Raw genomic sequence first — 24,828 nt, 5'->3', positions numbered from 1 at the left:
ACCGGCTTTTTTAGTTTTAGCTTGGAAATTTTTGCGCAATTTCCTGACTGATCAGCACTGCCGTTGCAGCCGATAAGGTCCAGCCTAAATGCCCATGTCCGGTATTATAAAATACACTTGGTTGTTTGCCTTGTTTAACCACAGGCAACATATTCGGCATCATTGGACGTAATCCTGCCCATGGCACCACATGTTCAGTCGAAATATCAAAATTCTGGTTGACCCAATTAATCAGCGGTTGAATACGGTCAGCACGAATATCACGATTATAACCGTTAAACTCAGCTGTTCCGGCAACCCGTAAGCGATCTGCACCTAAGCGCGAGGTAACAATTTTTGCACTCTCATCCAGCAAGCTGACCCATGGAGCATTATTGACACTGCGCTCATCTTTAAGCTGCACTGTAATCGAGTAACCCTTTACCGGATAAACGTTGACACTATCGCCTAACATATCTGCCAATTGATAACTGCCGACTCCACCACAGACCAGTACAACATCTGCAATAATTTCGGTAATCCCATCCGCAGTTGGATTTACATTTTCTGAACTGTTCTTACAGTGAACAATTGCTTTATCTTGATTGAATTGAATATCAACCACATCCAGGCCAAAACAATACTTTGCCCCATATTGTTGCGTCCGTTCTGCCAGCCCCACGGAATATTTATGAATATCTCCTGTTGCATCCCCCGCGGTATAATAACCACCGAAATAGTCACCCGTTAAAGTCGGTTCAATCGCCTTCATTTCCTCTGGAGTAATCGCATTGCGCTCCAGTTTGCCCTCAACCAGCACATCATTGACCTTCTTGGCAATCTCATAGTCTTCTCTGGTGTGATACATATGTAAAATGCCACGTTTTTCCAGATCAAAAGACAGACTTTCTTTTTCAGCCACTTCAAATAATCGTTGTCTGGCCAACAATGCCAAACGCACGGTTTCAATGGTATTGGCTTTATAATTTTTGATATGGGTTAAAAACTCAATCAACCAGCGATATTTATGGGCGCTAAAGGATGGGTTGAGCAATAATGGTGCATCTTTTTTACTCATCCATTTAATGCCTTTCAGCACTGTGGCTTTCTGGTTCCAGACTTCTGCATTACAGGCAGACAATTGTCCACCATTGGCAAATGAAGTTTCCATGGCCGGAAAAAGATGGCGATCGATCACCGTCACTTCATAGCCCAGTTTAATTAATTCATAAGCAGACGTTACACCCGTAATCCCCGCACCAATTACAACAACATGTGGCATAGCAAACTCCCTGAAATGCATAACATTTCATAATGCTTAGCCCCATCTGTCATGGTACCTGAGAGTTTCGGCAGATGATTACCAATTAATCATGAAGCCTTCCCCTTCGGTGAGTGTTTATCGTAGAAGAAATTAGTCCTGTGTTCCTACAAATTGAGCACTGCTCTCCAGATTTTATGTCTATTATTACAGTCCTTCTGCCTGAGAGTTTCCGGGGTCGTTGCTCCTTCGGCGAGTTCATTGAAGAACTTCTCTCCCGCAATAATATTTATATTCCTATAAGCAATATATATGCCGCTCCAAAATACGCACACTAAAATCTTGTAAATGTTTGTAGATCAAGATTTATACGTCTGCATTTATTCATCGAGTATAAAAAAGCAGACTCGAAGTCTGCTTTTAAATCTTAGAATTTACATTGCAAAATTTGCTCGGAGAATTGAGCTTTCCACAGTTCGCGCAATGTTGGCAAATAGAATTTTTCACCAATCATGACCAGTTCAGCATCAATCAAGGCATGAATCTCATGCATTAGCACATAATCCAGTGCAATCAAAGACAATTGGGGTTGTGTCTGGGCAATCTGCTTACGCTTAACTTGTGCTTTTTTCACCAGCTCATTGGCAAAATTCTTATCTTTATAGGTGGTAATTGCACTTAGACGAAGCTCAATCACACCCCAACCTTCCAGTAACTTTTTAAACACGTCAAAATCTTTTGAGGTTGCTTCCCAGGTTACATTTTCTAGATTATTGTCTTCTGGCAATACCGGTAATAGTAAATCAGCGGTACTTGGAAAAATTTTCTTTAAATTCAACAGAAACTTAACAGGATTTTCATTGGGTAAATCAGAAAACTGGATGTTGGTTTTAGTATCCGTTAAATAAATATTGAGCATAATGAAGCAACAGTCAGATAAATCAAAAGTATATTGTACGCAGTTCACTTTATAAAAACTACTCATAAAAGAATCCTTCCACGAGCAGAAGGATTTTTTATCTTACCGATTAAAGATTTTTATTTACTATTCGGAGAAACCATATTTTCAGGTTTAACCACTTCATCAAATTGTTCTGCAGTGACCAAACCCAGCTCCACAGCGACCTGTTTCAAGGTTTTATTTTCCTTATAAGCAGTTTTCGCCACTTTGGCAGAGTTCTCATAACCGATCACAGGATTTAGCGCAGTCACCAGCATCAAAGAGTTATGTAAGAAGTGATCAATCTTGTCGCGATTCGGTTCAATTCCCACTGCACAGTGATCATTAAAGCTATTACATGCATCGCCCAGCAACTGAATCGATTGCAATAAGTTATAAGCAATCACGGGCATAAACACATTTAGCTCGAAGTTCCCGGATGCACCCGCAACGTTAATGGTGGTGTCATTGCCTAGAACTTGAGCAACCACCATGGTCATGGCTTCACTCTGGGTGGGATTAACTTTACCCGGCATGATACTCGAGCCCGGTTCGTTCTCAGGTATACGGATTTCACCAAAACCACAACGTGGCCCACTCGCTAACCAGCGAATATCATTGGCAATCTTATTTAAACTTGCAGCTAATGTCTTCAACGCACCCGATGCAAATACCGCTGCATCACGGCCAGCCAAAGCTTCAAACTTGTTTGGCGCGGTCACAAACGGTAAACCCGTCAAGATGGCCAATTGCTCAGCCGCTTTCACCGCATAATCAGGATGGGCATTTAAACCGGTTCCGACTGCGGTACCGCCTAAAGGCAACTCGTACAGTCCAGCCAATGCCTGTTGCAAGCGTTTTAAACCATGTTCCAGTTGCGATACATAGCCGCTAAACTCTTGTCCCAAAGTTAAAGGTGTTGCGTCTTGTAAATGCGTACGACCGATTTTGACAATATCATCAAATTCTTCTGATTTGCGCTGTAAGGTCTGTTTCAACTTTTCAACCGCAGGAATCAGGAGTTCATTGATCTGAAGACTGGCAGCCACATGAATCGCGGTCGGAAAAGAGTCATTGGTTGATTGCGCACGATTGACATGATCATTCGGATGAACGGGTTTTTGTGCACCCAATACCTGTCCTAATTTCTGGTTGGCAATATTGGCAATCACTTCATTACAGTTCATATTGCTTTGCGTACCCGAACCGGTTTGCCAGACCACCAGTGGGAATTGTGAATCCCACTGCCCAGCAATTACTTCTTCCGCAGCACCGACAATATATTGGCTTAAATCTTCAGGAAGTTGCTTTAATTCAGCATTGGTGATCGCGGCCGCTTTTTTGACTAAGCCCATCGCACGAATCATCGGACGTGGCAAACGCTCCTGACCAATCTTAAAGTTCTGTAAACTTCTTTGCGTTTGCGCACCCCATAAGGCTTCGTTCGGAACCTCGATTTCACCCATGGTGTCGTGTTCAATTCGCATTTGCATAAACAACCTCTGCTCTATCTGGTTAAAATTTTCACGGGCTGAAGCAAAGTAATGCTTTGGCTGGTCAACTTATCCTAATCAAACCAGTCAAATATGTAAATAAGAATCATTATCTTAATTACCTTTTAGAGTATTTAGATAAAAACGCCATTCATCTTCAATCATTTGTGCCAAAGACCGTTTCGGTGTCCAGTTTAAAATACGCTGCGCCTTCTCGATATTGGCACCCAGCTGAGCTAATTCATCATGTTGATAGATTGCAGGCTGTACACGGACCTCAGCCTGAGTGACCGTGGAAATTTCGTCCAGCAAACGTTGAATTGAGGTCAGTTGTGTATGCGCAATATTGAATGATTCCAGGCATCCAGACTGAGCTTTTAGCCAATTCAAGGTCATTAAAATCGCATCACACGCATCCAGAACATGTAAGAAGCTACGTTCAACGGTGCCATCCTGCGTTTGAGCCTGATTTTGCAGTTCAATACAATCACGTTGTAAAGCAGCGACTTGTAGCGCCAAAGGTACAATATTCTTAGGTAACTGGGTGACATACTCCCCCAAAACACCATGCTCGAATGCACCCACAATATTAGATAAACGTAGATTGACGATCTTCCATTCAGGATCGACCTTATAGGTATCCGCAATAATATCTTCGACCATTTGCTGCGAGCGGATATAAGGATTGGCAGAGTTATGATTAAACGCTGTTTCTTCTGAAAGTGCTGGATCAGACTGACCATAGACGGCTAGACTGGAAATATTGACTAACTGTCTCACGCCCATCCGTTGCATGGCACGTAATAAGCTCATGATACTACTGACATTATCATTATAATATTCGAGTGGTTTTAATGTAGATTCTTCCAAAGACTTAAAACTTGCCGTATGAATGACGGTATCAATTGAATATTGTTCAAATACTTTATTTAATGCAGGCGTATTCCGTACATCCAGTTTCGCAAAAGGAATATACATGCCTGAAATATACTCCAGACGTTCCAGAGTTTGTAAAGTTGAGTTAGCCAGGTTATCAACAATGACAATCTCTTGCCCATGAGCCAATAAACTCAAGGCAATATGTGAACCGATAAAGCCTAAACCACCTGTCACCAAAATCATTGTATACTTACCTTCTTTTTAATCTGTCCATCATCATTTTGCCTACTATGACCATAGTGAATGTTCAATGAGTACACTACTGTTAATTACTTCTCCGCCTACGTCTGTGATTGCATGGCATGCATTCGGTTTAGCCCAAGCATTACAAAATAAGCATGAAGATTTTCGTGTTTTCTTTTACCAAGACGGTGTTCACGTTGCGAACGATTTACAGTGGTTTCCTGACGATCAACGCAACCTGAAACAGGAATGGCAAAAACTGAGCATTCGACTCCCTGTCTGTGTCAGTGCTGCCCTTGCTCGGGGTATCACTGATGCTGGCAATGCACAGCGTCATTCACTTCAACATCACAACTTGGCACAAGGTTTTGAGCTGGTTGGGCTTGGAGAGCTTGCTGATGCAGTGCAAAGCTGTTCTCGTTTAATTCAATTTTAATTTAAGTTCTTTAATAGAGTGTTGCTTTAAAAAGGTAAATTGTGTGAAATCTGTACTTGTCATCCTAACGCAGCCTAATTTAACGAATTTGCAGACCAATGAAAGTCTGTCTGCAACTATGGTTTTAGCAACCTTTGGTATTTCTGTCAAAGTATTATTAAGAGACGCCGGATTGAGTTTATTGAATAATAAATTAGAATTTGATCAGCTCAAACACGCCTTTAAAATCGCCGCCAACATGGTCGACAGTTTTGAATTCTATGATTTAACCCCAATTCTGGTTGAATATAAAAATCAACAACTTAGTATCATGGAAAACACCGATCAGGAAATTGAATTTATCAATATGAGCCCTGAATTCATCCATTCTTTTGATCATGTCTTGTATTGGTAAGGACTTTTACTATGGAAAATAGTGCTTTATTTTTAATCCAATCGTCCTATAACAATCTCGATAAAATCTGGGAGCAGTTAGCACAAATGGCACAATCTGATGACCATATCGTGATTATGGGTGATGCTAGCTTGGCTATTCCAGCGACAGTTTTTAGTAGTCATGCTCATCTCTACTGTCTTGAAAATGAGCTGGGCTTGTTGAGTATTGAGAATCGCGAACTTATTAAAGTGATTGATTACGCAGCATTTGCAGATTTAGTTTTGCAATTTAAACGCTGTATCACCTTAAAATAATTTTTAATCAGATTTATTTAAATTTTACTTAGGCTATTTATGCAATTAGAGTTAGATCAAGACGGTCATCTGGTCGATTACACCATTTGGAACCCTGAAGTGGCTCAGGAGCTGGCGAAAACACTGGATTTGGAACTGACTGACTGGCATTTTGAGGTCCTCCATGCCGTACGTCAGTTTTATCAGCAATTTGGGCATTCACCCGCGACCCGCCCATTGATTAAGTTTTTAATAAAGACGGTCGGTCCCGAGATTAATAATGCCGAGTTACAGCAACGATTTAATACCGGTCTGGTTGCCCGCCATTTAAGCCGTTTAGCGGGCGTACCCAAACCTGCAAACTGTTTATAATCACTTTCAAGCAAATTTCTTGGCACAGGCTACACATATAATTACAGCAACCGTAACCGCAAACATGGCGATGCTGACCTGTTCATGCAGCAGTACCGCAGCAATGATTAGGCCAAATATCGGTTGCAGGAGTTGTAATTGGCCTACAGTGGCAATCCCGCCTTGCGCCAGACCTTTGTACCAGAAAAAGAAACCGATCAGCATACTGAATAACGAGACATAGGCTAAGCCCAGCTTTGCAGAAGCTGAAACCTGTGCAAAGTTGACTGGTAAGTAGAGATAGGAAAGTAACAACATGATCGGTAAGGTTATGATCAGTGCCCAGCAAATCACTTGCCAGCCCCCTAAATACTTTGATAGCTGCCCACCTTCTGCATAGCCAAAACCACAGAGTAATATGGCACATAGCATGAAAACATCACCATAACCAAATGACCAGGCACCGGTCTGAAACACCATAAAACCAAAAACCAGCACTCCGCCTAATATCGCAAATAACCAGAATGCGAGGTTGGGTCTTTCTCCACCCCGCAATACACCAAAAATCGCAGTCGCCAACGGCAATAACCCAACAAATACAATGGTATGGGCAGCACTGACATATTGAAGAGCTAGCGCAGTAAATAATGGAAATCCAACCACCACGCCAAGGGCGACATAAAATAAGGGCAGCCAGTGTTTTTTCTCAGGCAATTTTTGTCGTGACAATAGAAGCAGTGCCAAGCCTAAAAGTCCTGCAATCGCAGCCCTTGCCGCTGTTAAAAAGGTCGGACTAAAATCCATGACCGCCACACGGGTGGCAGGTAAAGAACCTGCAAATATGATCACGCCAATAAAGCCATTGATCCAGCCACTGCTTAAAGACTTCATTTAAATTCTCCAGATCTATATGCAGAATTTAAACTGTGCTAAGGTGAATGCACCATACACACTACAGTACAATTTTAAATAACTGTACTGGTATGAAATCCACTACAGTCAGGCTCAAACCTATGAAAAGTACGAAAATTGATTCTGTGATACAACATATTCATGATCAGATTAAAAATCGCTCTTTGATGCCTGGCTCGCGTCTTCCTTCCGTGCGTGCATTGGCTGCTGTTTTGAATCTGTCTGTATCGACCATTGTAGAAGCATACGAACGTCTGGCGGCACAAGGCCTGATCGAAGCAAAAACAGGTTCAGGCTTCTTTGTAGCCGGGCCACTGGCGCCGTTATCAATCTCGGAAATTCACCCTAAAATTGACCGCAATATTGACCCGCTCTGGATTTCCAGACAAGCACTGGAAGCAAAACAAGGGGTACTCAAACCAGGCTGTGGCTGGTTACCAGATAACTGGATGCCGCATGAAAATATACGCAAAGCAATGCGCAAAGTCTCCAGAGCTCATTCAAGTATTCTGACTGATTATTCAACTCCTCTAGGGTTGGCACCGTTACGTGAATTGCTTTCCCGTAAAATTTTGACCAAAGGAATTGAAGCGACTCCTAATCAGATTCTATTGACAGACTCCGGCACCCAGGCCATTGATTTAATTTGCCGCTATTTCCTGAAACCCAATGATGTGGTACTGGTGGATGATCCTTGTTATTTTAATTTTCACGCCTTACTCAAAGTTCACCAGATTCAGATCATTGGTGTGCCTTATACGCAAACCGGACCTGATATTGAGGCATTTTCGGAAGCGATTCACAAGCATAATCCCCGCTTATACATTACCAATTCAGGCATTCATAATCCGACCGGTGCCGTACTCACCGCATCCAAAGCCTATCAGGTGTTAAAACTGGTTGAGCAGTCCAACCTGATTGTGATTGAAGATGATATTTTTGCAGATCTGGAACTCCACACGGCGCCACGACTCGCAGCACTGGATGGTCTGTCTCGCGTCATTCATATTGGCAGTTTTTCTAAAACTTTATCGGGTGCAGTCCGCACCGGTTATATCGCAACCAAACCAGAGTGGATCGAGGATTTAACGGACATCAAGATTGCGACCAGCTTTGGCGGCAATAACCTTTGCGCAGAAATTTTATTTTCAGCTTTAACCGATGGCAGCTATCGTAAATATCTGGATGAATTGAAAATAGATCTGGCAAAAGCCATGGACTCAACCCTCAAACAATTAGAGAAACTGGGCATCAAGCCGTGGGTGAAACCTCAGGCAGGTCTATTTCTATGGTGTGAATTAGCTGAACATCTGGATACCGCACGAATTGCTCAATACTGTCTGGAACAAGGTGTAATTCTGGCACCTGGCAATGCTTTTAGCCAAAGCCAGAAGTTTAAAAATTTTATTCGTTTTAATGTGACGCAATGCCAGAACCCAAAAATTTTCGAGGTGCTATCTCATGCAATTCAGATAGCACATCAGCATGGTTGATTATGCACTTTTTTGTTTCTGTTCGATAAAAGCAAAATAGCCCGGACCAGCAGCCACCCGCACATCTTTGACATGGATCGGCTCATCGCATTCTGAACAGATCACTTTCGGGCTAATTTTCTTGCCACAGCTTTTATGCGTAAATTCAAGCGGCTTGCCCAGTCCCATATCCATCCATTTATCTGCCCATTGCACCATCGCCAGAAGGATCGGATACAGATCTAAACCTTTTTCAGTCAGTTGGTATTCAAAGCGTTCCTGTCGGTCGACATACGGGACCTTGATTAAAATCTCGTGCTCGACCAGACGTTTTAAACGTTCTGAAAGGACGTGACGGGTTAAGCCCAGACTTCGTTGAAAGTCATCAAAACGGCGTACACCCATAAATGCATTACGTAAGATGAGCATTGTCCAACGATCACCTAATACTGAAAGCGTCCGAGCTACTGAACATGGCTGATCGCCAATTTCTTCCCATTTCATTATTATCACCTAATCATTTTTTTAAAGTTTTTGCAGACATGGAATCTATGTCTTGAACCGTCATGTTTAGAAACTAAACAATATAAAATATACACTAAACTACCTTATCCATCAGATGCAATATTGGCACTTGGCGAAAAGTGACAATATTCACAAATTTTAATCATTTCTGCTGAACCTTTAATTACGAATGAATACTCCGTTCATTTCCATTCCTGCTTCAGGTTGGATATGCGCAGGAATACGTACCAGACAGTTGGCCTGCATCAGATTACTCAGCATATGCGATTGCTGCTTGGCAAGACTTTTTAGTTTGAGTTGGCCTTGTTCAAAATAGGCATGCATGCGTAAGAATCGCTCACGTGCATCCGACTTCAAATCATGGGTCAGTATTGCGTTAAACCATTCCAGTGATTGAGTCTGGTTTTGTAAGGCATCGAATAGAACCTTGCCATACATTTGCATACACACATACACGGCTGCCGGATTACCGGGCAAACCGAGTATATAGCAGTGATGATTGGGAGCCGTATATTCAGCAAAAAATAAAGGCTTGCCTGGTTTTTGCTTGACCTTCCAGAACACCTGCTCAAAGCCTGCTTCAAAGGCACAAGGACGGACGAAATCATAGTCCCCTACAGAAACACCGCCTGTGGTAATAATCACATCATAATGCGGTTTGAGCTGTTCAAAGCATTGTGTCACCTGTTCTGCTTCATCCGCTATATGACGTATTTCTACCGCTAGCCCATAGTCTTGCAACCAGGCTTTTAACAGCGGACCATTGGCATCAAACACTTTGCCCGCCTGTAGATCATCGGGAGTTTCAGCAACTTCATCACCGGTAATCACCACAGCAACTTTGGGCTGTTTAAATACTTCAAGTGTTTTCACGCCTGCCATACTTAAAGCTGCCAAAGCACCGATATTAATGCGTTGACCAGGCTCCGCCAGTTGTTGCCCACACTGCACTTCTTCTCCGGTAAAACGGATATCGGCCTGAGCCTTGATATGCTCAGTCAAACGGATCAGATGCTCGCTTTCAACATGTACAATTTCTTGTCGAGCCACATGAGTGGTTCCTTCCGGGATTTTCCCGCCAGTAAAAATACGAACGGCTTGTCCATCCCTAAGCTCTACATCAGACTCACTGCCCGCTTTAATTTCGCCAATCACCGAGAAAGTCGCATCTTGCAAGTTTTCACTAACGCTATGGATTGCATAGCCATCCACTGCACTTTGTGAGAAGCTCGGTAAATTCACCTGAGAAGTGATCACTTGAGCCAGATAACGATTGAGACACTCGCCCAAAGGCAAGGTCTCAGTGGCTAAGATTTTGGTTTGAGCTTGAATCAGTGCGAATGCATCATCAATACTGATCAAGCCTTTTTCAGCACCACATCCAGACATTATTCATAACCTCCCGGATGTGGTAAGTCTCGGCAGACATCAAAAATATGTACCAATGCAGGTAAAATCGCTGCCATGGACTCACTGGCACCGCCGCGACTGCCCGGCAAAGTCACCACCAACGAACGATCAATAAACCCTGCAACACCACGTGACATCGCCGCATAAGGCGTACGCTTCTGACCAAATGAACGTGCCGCTTCCATCAGACCATCCAGTTTTCTTTCCAGCAGCGGCTCAAGCGTATCCACCGTAATATCACGCTTGCCAATTCCTGTTCCGCCAACCGTCATGATGCAGGCATAGGATTGAGTGAGTTCTAGAACCAGATCTTTTAACTGGTCAGCTTCATCAGGCAGAATTTGATAATGAATCGGATCAAAGCCCGCTTCGGTCAAGGTCTCAACCACGGACTTACCGGCCGTATCCGGTTTACGTCCCGCAGACACGGTATCCGAAAGCACTATCACAGCTGCAGAAACAGGCTGACGCAAGGTGCGTTTAAAGTGGGATTTACCGCCCTTTTTCTTCAGCAATTTGCATTGATCCAGACACAGCTCTTCAGGTTCACAATGCGGTTTCAGCATGTCATACAGGGTTAATCCGGCCAGACTGGCAGCCGTCAAAGCTTCCATCTCAACACCTGTTGGTCCGATGGTTTCAACTGTGGTTAAGATCACTACATGATCATCCTGCAGCTCATATTCCACATCAGCACGATAAATCGGTAAGGGATGACACAGCGGAATCAGCTCGTCTGTGCGTTTCGCTGCCAGGATGCCCGCAATACGCGCGGTTTTTAGGGCATCGCCTTTTTCGGTATTTCCATCACGAAGTAACTGAATACAATGGGCGGGTGCATGTAAAATTGCTTGTGCTTCTGCTACACGGTAACTTTCGGGTTTCATCCCAACATTTTTCATTTTAACTTCCTGAGACTTTATTCGTGTGTATGCGCATGTGTGCAATTTTCTGAATGATGAACATGTTGATGCCGCTCAGCCTGAGACGTTGATTCAGCCGTATCTTTGCGGATACAACAGCCTTCCACATAGTGACTGGTGCCATCCATGAAAAACTCTTCTTTCCAGATCGGAACCTCATGTTTGACCCGTTCTACAGCTTCTTCACAGGCCTGAAAAGCTTCACGGCGATGCGCGGCATAGGCAATGGCAATAATTGCAGTTTCGCTGACCTCTAGATAACCGATACGATGCATCACCCGAACATAAGAAACCTGATATTTGTCTTTGACTTGCTGTTCGATTTCACGAATCATCTTTTCAGCAACGGGCGTATAGGAGGTATATTTCAAGGCCTTGACCGCTTTACCTTCATGATGGTTACGCACTGTGCCGATAAAAATATCAATCCCCCCACATTCAGGAAAGGATTGAATAGGATCAAAGCTGTCAAGGCTTAGCGCCTGATCCTGTACTCGGGCAAATTCACGCATATTTAGCCTCCTGCTACTGGCGACAACAGTACTAAAGTACAAGATCTATCTAATGCGGTTTGACGCGTCACCATATCTTCTCCTATTGCGCAGGCACATTTTTCCATCGCCTGATCTGCTGCTGGATAAAGCTTTACTATCCGGGTCAATACATCTTTGACACTTTGATGTTCTGCAAACTCGAATGCTAGCGACTTAGGTAACAATCGTTCAATTGCGCCAAAAGCTTCAATTTTAATCTCAATGGTTTGCATATTTACTCCAGATCACATGCGGGTTTAACCACCCAGCATATGCATACTGATTTTACGGGCGTTTTGCTGTTGTATAGCATGATATCCTTGGGCTTTATGCCAGATATAAGGCTTAAGCTGTTGTTCGAGTTGCAATAACGCAAGCTGCTTTGACTCATTATTCTGTTGAAGTATATCCTGTAAATAAGGCTTGATATTTAAGCCTTGTTGAGCAAATAGACAGTTATACAGTTCACCTTGAGCCGTTAAACGGATTCGATCGCAATCGCCGCAAAATGAATGGCTAATGGTCGAAATAATGCCAAGCGGATAATCGCCATCGAGTTGATAGATCCGTGCAGGCTCATGCTGCTGTGGTAAAAGCTGAACCTCATAATGTGGCTGGAGTTGCGCTAAAATTTCCGCTTCAGTGAGCACCGCATCATTCGTCCAGTGCCGATCACCATCCAGTGGCATAAACTCGATAAAGCGCAATGGGATGTTCTGTTGTTTTGCCCACTGTACCATCGGCACAATCTGGTCATCATTTTGACCTTTCATTAACACACAATTGAGTTTAAAAGGCAGTCCAACCTTTCTTGCGGCCTCTATACTATGGAGTACGGGTGCAAGTTCCTTTTTGGTCAGTTGCTTGAACTGGGCCGGATTCAGGCTATCCAGACTGATATTAAGATCGTCTAAACCCACCTGTTTCAAAGCTTGTGCGTACTTCGCCAGATAATGGGCATTGGTGGTGATTGAAATCCGTTTTAAGCCGAACGCTCTTAGCCGTTGTAAATCAGCAATAAAATGCACCACGCCCTGACGCATTAACGGCTCGCCACCCGTGATACGAATATTCTCGATCCCTTGCCCGACCATATATTGGCAAAAGGCGAATAAGGCTTCGAAACTGAGCAAATCCTGTTTTTTCATCCATTCAGGATGCTCAGGCATACAATAAATGCACTTGAAATTGCAGCGATCGGTCACGGAAATCCGTAACTTACGCTTAATACGACCATACTGGTCCTGAAGAACCGGTAAAGTCGTTTCAAGTTTTTCATGCTTCATCATACGCACTCATTTGTAGATCTTTTAACTGGCCCAGCACAGGTTCTGTGCAGGCCTGTTGATGTATTGAATCAAAGTATTTTTTATTACAGCAATAATTATTCCAATCACATCCTGTGTTCAAGCTTGCTGCTGCTGATTCTTACAAATCAGCAAAACATTCAATTTACGCATAAAAATATCTGATGTCTTGCATATTTTTGTTCAAAATTGCATGCACTATTTTCAGGCAATTTGCTCAGCAGTGATTAAATTTGGTGCATCATTATAATAAAATCAATACCCTGATGGTCTAAACCGTTACTAGCTGCAAACGTACAGGTACATATTTATGGTAGGGCGTCTTGGATAACGGGTCACAATGCCGTGTCGAGGTCAGACGGTTCAATTGTGGTCCAACCGGAGCAGCGCCAGCATAACTTAAACCATAACCGTGCGGTAATGACACCACGCCTTTGCGCATCCCTTCATCCAGTTCCACCATTACCTGAATCTGGCCATGCTCAGAAATACATTGCAGCATTTGCCCTGTTTCAACGCCTAACGCCACGGCATCATCAGGATTGATTCTTAAACGCCCTTCTGCATCGACTTTACGCCACGCGGGATCTCTATAAATCTGGTTGGCATTGTAGCTACGTCGCTCACCAGCCAGCAAGATAAAAGGATAGTCTGCTGTGGCTGCAAATTTCTGATGCTGTAACTGCGCCAGCTCGATAAACATTTCCGGAATTGCTAAACGGATCTTTTTATCTTTATAGGCGATTAGCTCCCAAACATCGGCATAATCATGCTGCGACAGCACCACGCCTGAACGCTGTTGCAAAATGGCCTGAAACAGCTTGACCCCAAGATTAAGACGATTGCCTGCATAGCCCGCCCGCTTCACCGCTTTAAAATGCTGTGCCGCATATTGCATGCATAAGGGCAACAATAAAGCGGTCGAGGCGGCATCATCCGGCAATGTTTTACCTAGAGTTCGATAAACGATAGAGGCAGCATAAAGAATCAGTTGCTTATGTTGAACAAAACTGGCCCCCAGCGCTCCGAAATAGGCAAGATAAGCCGTTTTTGCACTGTCTTTTTGCGCAATTTTGCTCAGGATGGGAAACTGTCGCGGAATCACCCGCATGGCTTCCAGTAATCGGGTATAAATTTCGGCCTCAGGCAAAGTATCCCCTTGGGCTTTAAAAAGTGGATGGCGTAAATGAAAGCCATTTTTAGGAAATTCCAAATTGAATCCGGTAAATTCCCATTTTTCGAACTGACTATGCGCCGGCAAAATATAATCGGCCAGACGTGCAGTTTCTGTCATCGCAACGTCCACCACGACCAGAAGCTCCAGTGACCGGAAGGCTTGCTCATAAGCGGTCGTATCAGGATAGGTCAGTAAAGGATTACAACTATCCACAAATACGGCACGAATCCGTTTTTCTCCTGCCTTTAGGATCTCATCTGGCAAGATATTCGGGGGAAAGAAACCGGAAATAGGAAACATTTTATGGTGAACTGTACGCCGATACTTGGGATTGCGCTCATCGGTATGGCTCAGGATTGGAATAAACATACTATGCAGATTATTGCTTCCCTGCTGTCCAAAATGTCCTGTCAGGAGATATAGAAGTTTCTCTAAATAGCCATTCAAGGTGGTATTTAAGGTATGTTGAATTCCCAAATCAATACGTACACAACCACGTTTGGCTTGAGCAAAGTCACGTACGATCTGATAAATCAACCCAACCGGAACATCTGCTTTGTGGATATATTGTTCTATCGGAATCGCCGCAAAAGCCTGCTTTACTTCATCAAAACCATGAGTATGTTGATCTATAAACTGCTGGTCATAAAGATTTTCCTGCAACAGGATCGCAATCATGGCAGACATCAAATAAGCGTCCGTTCCCGGTTTCAGTTGTACATGAATATCCGCCTGTTTGGCTGTTTCGGTGACACGCGGATCGAACACCACCATGGTGCGATCCGGATCTTTTTTAATCTGTTTCAAGGTGTCTCTGGCATTGGGAATGCCATGTGCCTGAAAGGGATTGGTTCCAATAAACAGCACATAATCGGCATGCTCCACATCCTCGGTGGTATGACAGGCCTGGCTACCGAACAAACGACCATTAACCCAGAAATCTCCTGTTTTTTCCTGGGCTAAGGAATTATAAGCATAAAAGCTTTTCATGGCATATAACAGTTGCCGGCCATAAGCAGCGCCCAAATGATTGCCCTGCCCACCGCCACCGACAGTAGCGAATGCAGTTCCACCATGGGTATCGCGAATCTGGACCAGCTGTTCGGCAATCTCCTGAATCGCCTGATCCCAGCCGATCTGCTGAAAGGAACCATCAGCTTGACGCTTTAATGGTGCTGTCAAACGGTCTGCATGTTGCTGGTAATGTTGCAATCGCGCTGCTTTCTGACAGATATAACCTTGTGAAAAAGGATGGTTTACATCACCTTTGATCTTTTTAAACTGGTTATTTTCAATGTCCACACTCAGCCCACAGTTACGTGAACATAATATGCAAGCTGTGACATCCTGTCTGGGTACCATGCCAGTCATTATTTTCCACCTTAATATTTATTGTTTTATGAATATTGACCTGTTAAGCAGATTTGTCCTTCTGCTCCCACTAAACGGACATGATTCTGCCCCTGCTCGCTGCTGATTTCGACTTGGTTATGTTCTGAAGGCAATTTAACCGGTTTTAAAAAGCGCACATCAATTTGCTGGATCGGTTCAGGAAGTAATTCAAAGCTGCGTGCAAACATACCAAAGCCATGTAAAACTTTTTGTCCAAAGCTCGACATTTTCGCTAACGGCCCGATCCAATGAATTGGATTAAAGTCACCCGTCAGCAAGGCAAACTTAAAACCATCATCCGCTGTCGCAGACCACTCTCCCACAGCTTGCCAGTTTTTTTCATCGCGAGATTCTGTACGTTTGCTTTTCTTAAAATGCGGCAACATAAATGCCATGTGTAATACCGTTTCGACTAATTCTGGCTGGGTAATAGTCCCGGTAATGATTTGCACGGAAAGACGTGCCAGACCATTTCGTTCATCTACAGTGGCGATCTTGGCCTGAATCAGCAGCTTTTCATTTCTTGGAATATCACCATAAATTTTTAAACTCACCCCTTGATTAATCACCTGACTGAGCGGATAAGCAGTCTGTAGCAGTAGACGGGTTGCAAATGACAGTCCCCATTGGGACACCATATGTGCCGGAATTGTATTGGAATATTTACTGAGCGGCGCGCCGCTCCATTGAATGTAGTGATTCACCAATTCATCACTCGGCGCTTTAATAATTTCTTTAATGGATGCAAGGGCTTGCCAATCACTTTGCGGTGCTTTGGCTTTTTTAAAGCTTCGTAAGAATATTTTTCCAAGCCCAGACAAGGTTGCCTGATGCTCAAATAAAAATTGCAATGGAATCTGCTGATAATGAACTGTCCGCATCTCCAACTCCTTATTCCTGTTATTTTTTTTCATGAGGTAGACGACAATAAGGCAATAGATGATCTGAATTGCAATACTCTCGCCGTGCTTAAATTTCAATCAGGTTCTAAAATAGAACCCGATAAGCTGAAGGTCAAGACCTTTTATCTGAATTAAAAAAATCTATGGATAGCCGCATGACTTTGAGATGACAAGCTTATAACAACTTAATATAAGACAATTTAAGTTACAATTATGATAACAAAGCACGCATTAATATATTGAGGTTTATTGTTTTTTATAAAAATTTAAATGAAATAAAACTCAACCCAGCATTATAGAAATAAAATTTTATTAAAATTCATACGATTACACTTTCACAAAAGTATTTTAATCCAAAATAAAAAGGGCTTTTCATCTTTATGTAAAAGCCCTTTTATATGAGACATATAATAACAAACTGACCTAAAAATGATTACTCAATCACAAAATACTCATCAATATATTAACTTCTTATGTTTTACCAAGAGGTCTTTTTTCTCGTTATATAACTTCTCATTAATATCTTTTGATTGAAATATTTTGCTTCTTTTAATCATATATTCAGGTTTGTAATTTCCTTCCTGATCATAATTGGCAGGATTAAATTCAGGAAAATCATCATAATAGTCAGATACTTTTTGCATATTCATCTCCTTAGACTCAATACAGTTTATTAAAAATTAATATATTGAAGTATGTACTACAACAGAGCCATGCACTATATAAATCTTAAATACCCAAACATTCTATATGAGAAATGTAAGAAAAATTTACGATGTATTACAAACATTACTAATGTAAATTACGTTCTGCTTATGTTTGCTTATTGACAACTCAACTATTATAAATTTTTTATCGCTCTATAATAAAATAAAATGGTAATAAGAGATATTAAAATTGAACAATAGAACAGATAAAATAAGTTCAGCATCAGATTATTTAACCTGTCTGAGAGATAAGCTTAGCTCGAATAATAATAAGCCATGCCTGTTTCTGGATATAGATGGGACTTTATCGGATTTCCAATTAGATCCTAATGATTGCTATATTCCATCGAGTACTTTAGATATTATAAATAAAATAATATTAGAACAAATTCCAGTGGTCGCAGTAACGGGACGAGACATTGAATCTGCACGTAAACTATTTGAAACGATTGATCTTCCGATTGCTGCATTACATGGCTTAGAAATATATCTAGGTAAAGAAAAACAATTAAAAACATCGAAGAATTTTTTAGAAATTTCTTATATTTATAATATGTTAACTAAAGCATGTAGCTCTTATCCTGACTTACTGATTGAAAATAAGAGCTCTTCAATCGCTTTACATTATAGAAAAGCGCCTGAACTGGAAAATATTGCAAAAAAAATAATATTGGAAACCCAGCAAGTATTTCCTCAGCTGAAATTAATTCAAGGCAAATTCGTTTATGAGTTAATTCCCGCACAAGCCAATAAAGGACAGGCAATTAAGGAAGTTTTGGCGCACTTCAAGCAACAAGATGCTTATGCACCCATTTTTATTGGCGATGACGTTACGGATGAAGATGGCTTTTATGTTGTCAATCAGATTGAACAAGGCATTTCAATCAAAGTAGGCCAAGGATTGACCCATGCCAGATACCAACTTGAAGACACAAAACAAGTTCATGATTTTTTAGAATTATTTTTAGAGCATGTTCAAAACCATGACAACAATATCAACAACATTAAGGGCAACAACAACTTAGGTGGAGAGAAAATATGTCTAAATTAATTATTTTATCCAATCGTGTCAGTATTCCAAACGGGCAAAAGGCTTCGGCAGGTGGACTTGCTGTGGCGATACAGGATGCTTTAGATGACATTGGCGGTGTATGGCTCGGATGGAACGGAGAAAGAGTCAATACACCAGATGAGGTACAGTTTAATTTACTTCGTAAAGATGACGTTGAATATATCACCTGCCCTTTAACTGAGTCGCAATATTCAGATTATTATGCCGGATTTGCCAATAATACACTTTGGCCAGCCATGCATTATCGTTCTGACCTGATTGAATATAAATCATCGGAGTATGAAGGTTATCAGCAAGTTAATTATTTATTCGCTCAAAAACTTGCAGAAATTGCAGAACCCGACGATACCATTTGGGTGCATGACTACCATTTCTTGAGCGTAGCAAAATATTGCCGTGAATTGGGTATGCAAAACAAGATTGGATTCTTCCTGCATATCCCTTTTGCTCCTTTATTTATCTGGCAAAAAATTCCATGCGCACAAGTATTGATTGAAGACTTGTGTCAGTACGATGTGGTGGGTCTGCAAACCGAAAAAGATCAGAAAGTATGTATGCAAGTCTGCACATCCTTATTGAAAGCACAAAAGATTCAGCAAACTTTATTAAGTTACCATCAACGTTTGACCCTGATTAAATGCTATCCGATCGGGGTCAATCCAACAGCCATCCAAAAAGCAGCCCAACAGTTTATCGATGTTCAGGATTTCATTACCCGTCCTGTGGAACTGAATGCCGCGAAAACCATTATTGGCGTCGACCGGATCGATTACTCAAAAGGTTTGCTGGAACGTTTCCTGTCCTATGCAGAATTTTTAGAGCAATATCCTGAATATCATCAACATATTCAACATTTGCAGATTGCTTGCCCGTGTCGTCTGGAAGTCCCTGCTTATCAACGTTTATTTGAGCGTTTTAAAATTAAGATCGAGATGATTAATCAGGAATTTGCCCAAGAAGACTGGCAACCGGTGGAATGTATCTATGATGCAATGAAACATCATCACTTGATGCAAATCTATCGTCAGGCCGATGTATGCTGGATCAGTTCAATTCGTGATGGTATGAATCTGGTCGCAAAAGAATATATTGCGGCACAAAATCCGTCTAATCCAGGCGTATTAATATTGTCTAAATATGCAGGCGCCGCCGAACACATGTCAGAAGCAATTCTGGTAGACCCGACCGATAAAACGGCGATGGTCAATGCCTTAAAAACCGCGCTGGAAATGCCGCGTCAAGAACGTATTTCACGCTACAAACAACTAATGAAAGGTTTAAAAGATTTTGATATTAATGACTGGCGCAATGCATTTCTTAGTGACTTACAGTACAAAACCGCTTTACAAGATTTCAGATTTATGGGAATGCGTAACGTTAATCCGATTTATCAAAATTTATAACAGCCATTTAGCAAGCAACTGGCAATATCCAGATATTGCCAGTTCAATTTTACCTGTATCTTATTTCACGTAAGTCCAACGATTTAATGCCACAATCAGCAATAATACGCCTGATAAAGCCATAAAAACCGTACTTAACCCGAACAGCTCAGCAATCATTCCTATCATAGCAGGCCCGACTAGTATGCCTGTATAGGCCAATGTTGACACACAAGACAGTGCGACTGCGCTTGTCATGACGGTCTGACGCCCGGCACGTGAAAACATGATCGGTACGATATTGGAACATCCTGCACCAACTAAAGTATAGCCCAGTAATACCAGCCACCAATGCGGTGCAATACTGACCAGCGCCAAACCCAAGGCGGCACAAATCGCGCTATAGCTGAGCAGTTTTTTCTCACCGAAGTAGCGGATCAGAGTGTGTCCGGTAAAACGTCCTGTGGTCATGGCAATCGCAAAAAAGGTATAGGCCAATCCTGCAAAGGCAGCATTTACCCCATATTCATGGGTTAAATAAATCCCGCTCCAGTCCATTGCTGCGCCTTCCATCATAAAAATGATAAAGCAAGCCAACCCGATCAGCACAATCAAAGGTTGTGGCAAACGCTGGAGAAGCGACTTTTTAACGGTCGAGGATGCTTCTGGTACTGTATTTTCCACCGCTTTGATACTGAGTGGCGCTAAAAGAACGGCGATAAGTACCAACAGCAAGCTCACTGCCAGCGCACTCACCAGCGGTGAAACACCCAAGGCCAGTAATGCAGTAATGGTCAGTACGCCAGCCAATCCGCCCAGACTGGCCATCCCATGAAAGCCGGACATCAGCGATTTCAGGCTGTTCTTCTCGACCACCACAGCCTGGATATTAAGCGCAACACCCAAGCTTCCTGAGGCCGTGCCAAATAAGAATAAAGAGATGGCCATCATTAAAGGGGTACTGCATAAACTCAGGCTTGGCAGCAAAACGGCGAGCAACAATAAAGCGAAGCCAATCGGTACACGGCAGCCAATACGCTGGACGACTTTGCCCGTCGCAGGCATAGCCAGCATGCCACCTAAGCCACCGCATAACAACAACAAGCCGAAATCTGCATGATTAAAATGCAGACGCTGTTGCGCAAAAGGGATCAGCGGTGCCCAGGCAGCCGTAGCAAAACCCAAGCCGAAAAAGCTGAAACGAGTTGAAAGACGTTGAGCACTTAATTGAATTTCAGGATCAACAAGGGCAGCTCTGGAAAAAAGGATCATTTAATACCATCCACACAAATTAACTCAGATCTTCCATCTCAGATAAATCTCCATAGAAAAACCCCTGTGGATCTATAGAGCAGTTCTATAAATTCACAGAGGCTTTTATGGCGAAATTATACACAAAATTACATGAAAAACATCTTTTTTTACAAATATAAAATTATTAAATTTCAATTACTTAATTTCATATTTACAATAAAATTAAACTGCTTATTTCTAAGGTCTTTTTGATTTTTCAAAAAAATTTCAATAATAAATCGAAGCATATTCATGGCTTAATTAGCATTTATATAAAATTGCGAAGCATGTTGTTTGTATACGAAAAGTTTCAGATCAACCTTACAAAGCTTTATTTTTCTAAAAGATAAAAATCTGCCGCTGAAAAGCAAAAACCCCTGCCAGCGCAGAGGTTTTATTTGTTTATTTTAACCACACCCATTTAGATTTTGGAATGGGTGCCATATTGATCAATCATGATTGAACTGGCATCATTCAATCCGCGAACGGTGACATCGACGCCATTTTTCTGGAATTTACTCACTACAGTATCCAGCATTGCCACTGAAGTCACATCCCAGATATGCGAATGGGTTAAATCAATAACCACCTGTTTTACCCCTTCTTTAAAGTCAAAACAGTGTAAGAACTTTTCGGATGAACTAAAAAAGATTTGTCCATGCAGTGCATATAAACGTGCCGGACCTTCAAATGAGGTCTTCACATGAATGTCATTTTCCAGTTTGTTGGCCAGGAACAATGCCGATAGCAGCACACCGGTTAATACCCCTAAAGCCAGATTATGCGTGGCCACCACTACGGCAACTGTTGCGATCATCACCACATTACTGCTCTTTGGATTGGTACTGAACTGGGTAATCGACTTCCATTCAAAGGTACTGATCGAAACCATGATCATCACAGCCACCAAAGCCGCCATAGGAATGACTTTGAGCCAGTCACTCAGAAACACCACCAGAATGAGTAAAAACACACCCGCACAAAAGGTCGATAATCTGGTCAGTCCACCTGATTTTACATTAATCATGGATTGACCAATCATGGCACAACCGGCCATGCCGCCCATGAAGCCCGAGGCAATATTGGCAATACCCTGCCCTTTACACTCTTGAAACTTGTCGCTGGGCGTATCGGTCATTTCATCGACAATCGTGGCGGTCATCATCGATTCCAGCAGGCCGACCACCGCCATGGGAATGGAATAAGGCAGGATGATCAACAATGTTTCAAGGTTTAAAGGAATATCAGGTAACAAAAACACCGGCAACGTATCCGGTAATGCGCCCATATCACCAACTGTTCGGAGATCCAGCCCCATAGACATTGCCATCAGGGTAATGATGATAATGCACACCAGCGGCGATGGCAGCAGCTTTCCGAGTTTCGGAATCAGGGGAAATAAATAGATAATGGCTAAACCGAGGGCAACAAAAGCATATACATGCCATGTCACATGCATCAGTTCCGGTAACTGAGCCATAAAAATCAGAATGGCTAAGGCGTTGACGAAACCGATAACCACAGATTTTGAAACAAAGCGCATCAACTTGGCCAGTTTGAGATAGCCGGCGATAATCTGGAATACACCTGTCAGAATGGTGGCTGCCAGTAAATACTGCAGTCCGTGTTCCTTGACCAACGTGACCATCAGTAAAGCCATGGCACCTGTTGCAGCAGAAATCATGGCTGGACGACCGCCAACAAATGAAATCACCACCGCAATACAGAAAGAAGCATACAGGCCAATTTTTGGATCGACACCCGCAATAATGGAAAATGCAATCGCTTCTGGAATAAGTGCCAGACCGACCACAAGCCCGGACAAAATATCCCCGCGAATATTGGAGAACCACTGTTCCCGAACATTGGATAACATAGAAATAGCCTATTGGTATATTTTTAAATAAAGGCCAGTGATGTGATATATACATGCACACGACTACACCACATCACTAGTCAAAGTGATGAGTTAATTTTCAAGCAAGAAAAATCAACTAGGGTGGCGTAAGCTGCATAAGATGAATGAACAGATCAGAATGAATTGTGGCGCTAGCCTAACATAGGGATAAAATGATGTCTAACCGTATCTTCACATCCTTAAATGACCATCTCCTGTCTATTTAAGCAAAAAAATACCGCCTATAAAGACGGTACGCTGCAGTCCAGCGATTGCAGAAGTATGAGGGGTTCGGAGCCTCATACTTCTTTAGCACAACTTGTTTAACTCATTGAATGTTGTTTGAATTCTTCGCTTTTAAAATAGGAGACCAATTCGTCATAGCAATCCTCTGGCTGCGGACGAACCGGTTTCTGAATTTCATAATGAACCGTAAATTCAGGTGGAATATTTTCCAGAATTGGAGGTAGCTTTTTCTTACCGCCAATGGTGATTCTTTCAATAAAACCTGCTAACCATAAAATGAATTCATCCCGATGTTGATGATGTGGCACAAGGCTAACATCAATATTCAGGGCATCTTCACGTAGCGGCTTTTGGAAACCTTCCTGAAAATCGATATACTGGTACAGCAATTTCATTTCTGTCCCCTTGATTTCCTCGCGCACTTCTTTAATTAAAAAATTTAAATACTCAACAGGTTTTTGCGTAAACTTTTTTTCATCTTTAAACTTGTTATACACTTTTTCCGCTATACGCAAATATTGTGGCATTTGTTATCTCCTCCATATTTTCTACACAGGGTAAATTATGGAGATATCCTAGTTATCATTTGTAATGATTGTTTAGTTTTATTTTTACTATGTAACTGTAATGTATAAGAAAAATCCTGAGCGGCTGACTCAGGATTCGGCTAGAACCACACTTTAAACAGTGACTCTTTTAACACTTTTGGATCTTTATGATATCGGTTAGGTTATTTCCGCTTTCCTGTTCTTTATGTTGATAAACAATTTGTAATATTTGCTGACTTTCTAAATTGTTTAGAAAATGAAGAATATTTTGCATCTCATCGATGCCATAGCCGTATCCGATGAATAAAAACTCACCTATACCCAGCCGGGTTATACTCTGTTTAAGCTTTTGTATATTATTCATTGTCCTCTCCAATCCATAAACCAGCGCTGTTTTATATAATAGGACAAAGAGATCAATTAAAAATACGGCTTATACATTTTATTAACAACTCATATTCAAGTATAATCAATAGGACGTGTAACTTTACAAAAAAACATTTTTAAATAATTCAGTCCAATAATTTTTATATTTGTTTAAATCGGCCATAAGAAAGCCTCAACGAAACTACGATAACGATTTTAATTTTTTATAAACATAATTTATATTCGTAAAGCCAGATTAATAATAAATACATTTATTAAAACCCGATTACTGCCACTGTTGAAGTACCTGCAACAGCTGCTCTAAAATCAGCAAAAATTTTGGCAAAGGATGAACTAAAGCAAACCCGCTCCTATCTGGGTGAAACAAATGGTGAAGCGTATAGCTTTTATAGAGATGAGACAACCAAGCTAATTCTCGCTCAATGCTGAGTAGCACCTAACAAAGAATTTGCCGGAACAACTTTGAAGTTACATGTGATAATAGTGTTAACA

25 protein-coding genes and 1 riboswitch are annotated in these 24,828 nt (G+C 41.9%); of the genes, 7 read left to right on the top strand and 18 right to left on the bottom strand.

All coding sequences use genetic code 11. The features are described from left to right. Nucleotides 1–16: 16 nt before the first annotated feature. The 4 genes from JO943_RS01150 to JO943_RS01135 form a co-directional block, all read right to left on the bottom strand. On the bottom strand, nucleotides 17–1,261 hold the full coding sequence (locus JO943_RS01150; RefSeq protein WP_202739738.1) for a D-amino acid dehydrogenase: 1,245 nt from the start codon (nucleotides 1,259–1,261) through the stop codon (nucleotides 17–19). Nucleotides 1,262–1,440: 179 nt separating this feature from the next. After that, a riboswitch (glycine riboswitch) is annotated at nucleotides 1,441–1,530 on the bottom strand. Nucleotides 1,531–1,667: 137 nt separating this feature from the next. Next, nucleotides 1,668–2,159, bottom strand: a complete 492-nt coding sequence (locus JO943_RS01145; RefSeq protein ID WP_202739978.1) for a hypothetical protein — start codon at nucleotides 2,157–2,159, stop codon at nucleotides 1,668–1,670. A 119-nt stretch (nucleotides 2,160–2,278) separates the two neighbouring features. Beyond that, nucleotides 2,279–3,673, bottom strand: coding sequence for a class II fumarate hydratase (fumC, locus tag JO943_RS01140; RefSeq protein WP_005230200.1), 1,395 nt, complete (start codon nucleotides 3,671–3,673; stop codon nucleotides 2,279–2,281). A gap of 114 nt (nucleotides 3,674–3,787) precedes the next feature. Further along, nucleotides 3,788–4,795: an SDR family NAD(P)-dependent oxidoreductase gene (locus tag JO943_RS01135; RefSeq protein WP_202739737.1), complete on the bottom strand. Its 1,008-nt coding sequence runs from the start codon at nucleotides 4,793–4,795 to the stop codon at nucleotides 3,788–3,790. A 67-nt stretch (nucleotides 4,796–4,862) separates the two neighbouring features. Between JO943_RS01135 and tusD the strand changes: the two genes are divergently transcribed. From tusD to JO943_RS01115, 4 genes are read left to right on the top strand one after another with little or no spacing between them, the layout of a single operon-like run. Further along, nucleotides 4,863–5,231 (top strand): sulfurtransferase complex subunit TusD, encoded by a 369-nt coding sequence (tusD, locus tag JO943_RS01130; protein ID WP_005230196.1) that lies wholly within the window; start codon nucleotides 4,863–4,865, stop codon nucleotides 5,229–5,231. A 43-nt stretch (nucleotides 5,232–5,274) separates the two neighbouring features. Then, complete coding sequence (locus JO943_RS01125) at nucleotides 5,275–5,625, top strand: hypothetical protein (RefSeq protein WP_202739736.1); 351 nt, start codon at nucleotides 5,275–5,277, stop codon at nucleotides 5,623–5,625. A gap of 11 nt (nucleotides 5,626–5,636) precedes the next feature. Next, nucleotides 5,637–5,921 carry a hypothetical protein gene (locus JO943_RS01120; RefSeq protein ID WP_202739735.1) on the top strand — a complete coding sequence of 95 codons (285 nt, stop codon included), beginning with the start codon at nucleotides 5,637–5,639 and terminating at the stop codon, nucleotides 5,919–5,921. A 39-nt stretch (nucleotides 5,922–5,960) separates the two neighbouring features. Next, nucleotides 5,961–6,272 carry a TusE/DsrC/DsvC family sulfur relay protein gene (locus JO943_RS01115; protein WP_199948067.1) on the top strand — a complete coding sequence of 104 codons (312 nt, stop codon included), beginning with the start codon at nucleotides 5,961–5,963 and terminating at the stop codon, nucleotides 6,270–6,272. A gap of 6 nt (nucleotides 6,273–6,278) precedes the next feature. Here JO943_RS01115 and JO943_RS01110 read toward each other — a convergent pair whose 3' ends face one another. Further along, entirely contained in the window at nucleotides 6,279–7,142 is an 864-nt protein-coding gene (locus JO943_RS01110; protein ID WP_202739734.1) for a DMT family transporter, read from the bottom strand. Between the two features lie 122 nt (nucleotides 7,143–7,264). On the opposite strand from JO943_RS01110, the gene JO943_RS01105 reads away from it, so the two are divergent. Beyond that, nucleotides 7,265–8,656, top strand: coding sequence for a PLP-dependent aminotransferase family protein (locus JO943_RS01105; RefSeq protein ID WP_202739733.1), 1,392 nt, complete (start codon nucleotides 7,265–7,267; stop codon nucleotides 8,654–8,656). Here JO943_RS01105 and JO943_RS01100 read toward each other — a convergent pair whose 3' ends face one another. From JO943_RS01100 to JO943_RS01060, 9 genes are all read right to left on the bottom strand, one after another. Beyond that, on the bottom strand, nucleotides 8,657–9,139 hold the full coding sequence (locus JO943_RS01100; protein ID WP_009515465.1) for a winged helix-turn-helix transcriptional regulator: 483 nt from the start codon (nucleotides 9,137–9,139) through the stop codon (nucleotides 8,657–8,659). It abuts the gene before it with no gap. 180 nt (nucleotides 9,140–9,319) lie between these two features. Then, nucleotides 9,320–10,549, bottom strand: coding sequence for a molybdopterin molybdotransferase MoeA (locus JO943_RS01095; RefSeq protein WP_202739732.1), 1,230 nt, complete (start codon nucleotides 10,547–10,549; stop codon nucleotides 9,320–9,322). Continuing rightward, nucleotides 10,549–11,472, bottom strand: coding sequence for a bifunctional molybdenum cofactor biosynthesis protein MoaC/MoaB (gene moaCB / locus JO943_RS01090; protein WP_202739731.1), 924 nt, complete (start codon nucleotides 11,470–11,472; stop codon nucleotides 10,549–10,551). Before moaCB ends, JO943_RS01095 begins: the two co-directional genes overlap by 1 nt. 17 nt (nucleotides 11,473–11,489) lie before the next feature. After that, nucleotides 11,490–12,005 (bottom strand): molybdenum cofactor biosynthesis protein MoaE, encoded by a 516-nt coding sequence (locus JO943_RS01085; protein WP_032869059.1) that lies wholly within the window; start codon nucleotides 12,003–12,005, stop codon nucleotides 11,490–11,492. A gap of 2 nt (nucleotides 12,006–12,007) precedes the next feature. Then, nucleotides 12,008–12,259 carry a MoaD/ThiS family protein gene (locus JO943_RS01080; protein ID WP_202739730.1) on the bottom strand — a complete coding sequence of 84 codons (252 nt, stop codon included), beginning with the start codon at nucleotides 12,257–12,259 and terminating at the stop codon, nucleotides 12,008–12,010. A gap of 24 nt (nucleotides 12,260–12,283) precedes the next feature. Further along, nucleotides 12,284–13,315 (bottom strand): GTP 3',8-cyclase MoaA, encoded by a 1,032-nt coding sequence (gene moaA, locus JO943_RS01075; protein WP_202739729.1) that lies wholly within the window; start codon nucleotides 13,313–13,315, stop codon nucleotides 12,284–12,286. Nucleotides 13,316–13,604: 289 nt separating this feature from the next. Next, a complete protein-coding gene (locus tag JO943_RS01070; RefSeq protein ID WP_202739728.1) occupies nucleotides 13,605–15,881 on the bottom strand; it encodes a molybdopterin-dependent oxidoreductase in 2,277 nt (758 codons plus the stop codon). Nucleotides 15,882–15,907: 26 nt separating this feature from the next. Continuing rightward, complete coding sequence (locus JO943_RS01065; protein ID WP_202739727.1) at nucleotides 15,908–16,783, bottom strand: MaoC/PaaZ C-terminal domain-containing protein; 876 nt, start codon at nucleotides 16,781–16,783, stop codon at nucleotides 15,908–15,910. A gap of 476 nt (nucleotides 16,784–17,259) precedes the next feature. Continuing rightward, complete coding sequence (locus JO943_RS01060; protein WP_202739726.1) at nucleotides 17,260–17,448, bottom strand: hypothetical protein; 189 nt, start codon at nucleotides 17,446–17,448, stop codon at nucleotides 17,260–17,262. A 253-nt stretch (nucleotides 17,449–17,701) separates the two neighbouring features. On the opposite strand from JO943_RS01060, the gene otsB reads away from it, so the two are divergent. Together otsB and JO943_RS01050 are read left to right on the top strand one after the other, a co-directional pair. Further along, the gene (gene otsB / locus JO943_RS01055; protein WP_202739725.1) at nucleotides 17,702–18,562 is read left to right on the top strand and encodes a trehalose-phosphatase; all 861 of its coding nucleotides are present in this window, start codon (nucleotides 17,702–17,704) and stop codon (nucleotides 18,560–18,562) included. Next, on the top strand, nucleotides 18,550–19,986 hold the full coding sequence (locus tag JO943_RS01050; protein WP_202739724.1) for a trehalose-6-phosphate synthase: 1,437 nt from the start codon (nucleotides 18,550–18,552) through the stop codon (nucleotides 19,984–19,986). The genes otsB and JO943_RS01050 overlap by 13 nt, the downstream gene beginning before the upstream one ends. A gap of 60 nt (nucleotides 19,987–20,046) precedes the next feature. Here the strand turns inward: JO943_RS01050 and JO943_RS01045 are convergent, their stop codons facing one another. The 4 genes from JO943_RS01045 to JO943_RS01030 form a co-directional block, all read right to left on the bottom strand. After that, the gene (locus JO943_RS01045; RefSeq protein WP_202739723.1) at nucleotides 20,047–21,237 is read right to left on the bottom strand and encodes an MFS transporter; all 1,191 of its coding nucleotides are present in this window, start codon (nucleotides 21,235–21,237) and stop codon (nucleotides 20,047–20,049) included. 442 nt (nucleotides 21,238–21,679) lie between these two features. After that, on the bottom strand, nucleotides 21,680–23,134 hold the full coding sequence (locus tag JO943_RS01040; protein ID WP_202739722.1) for a SulP family inorganic anion transporter: 1,455 nt from the start codon (nucleotides 23,132–23,134) through the stop codon (nucleotides 21,680–21,682). Nucleotides 23,135–23,478: 344 nt separating this feature from the next. Beyond that, nucleotides 23,479–23,928 (bottom strand): hypothetical protein, encoded by a 450-nt coding sequence (locus tag JO943_RS01035; protein WP_005230167.1) that lies wholly within the window; start codon nucleotides 23,926–23,928, stop codon nucleotides 23,479–23,481. Between the two features lie 169 nt (nucleotides 23,929–24,097). Then, entirely contained in the window at nucleotides 24,098–24,313 is a 216-nt protein-coding gene (locus JO943_RS01030) for a hypothetical protein (protein ID WP_202739721.1), read from the bottom strand. Between the last annotated feature and the right edge of the window lie 515 nt (nucleotides 24,314–24,828).

Source organism: Acinetobacter sp. 'aerobic (ED)', from assembly GCF_904886855.1.
In the GTDB taxonomy this organism is placed as follows: Bacteria; Pseudomonadota; Gammaproteobacteria; order Pseudomonadales; family Moraxellaceae; genus Acinetobacter; species Acinetobacter courvalinii.
This window is presented reverse-complemented; position numbering and strand designations above follow the sequence as displayed.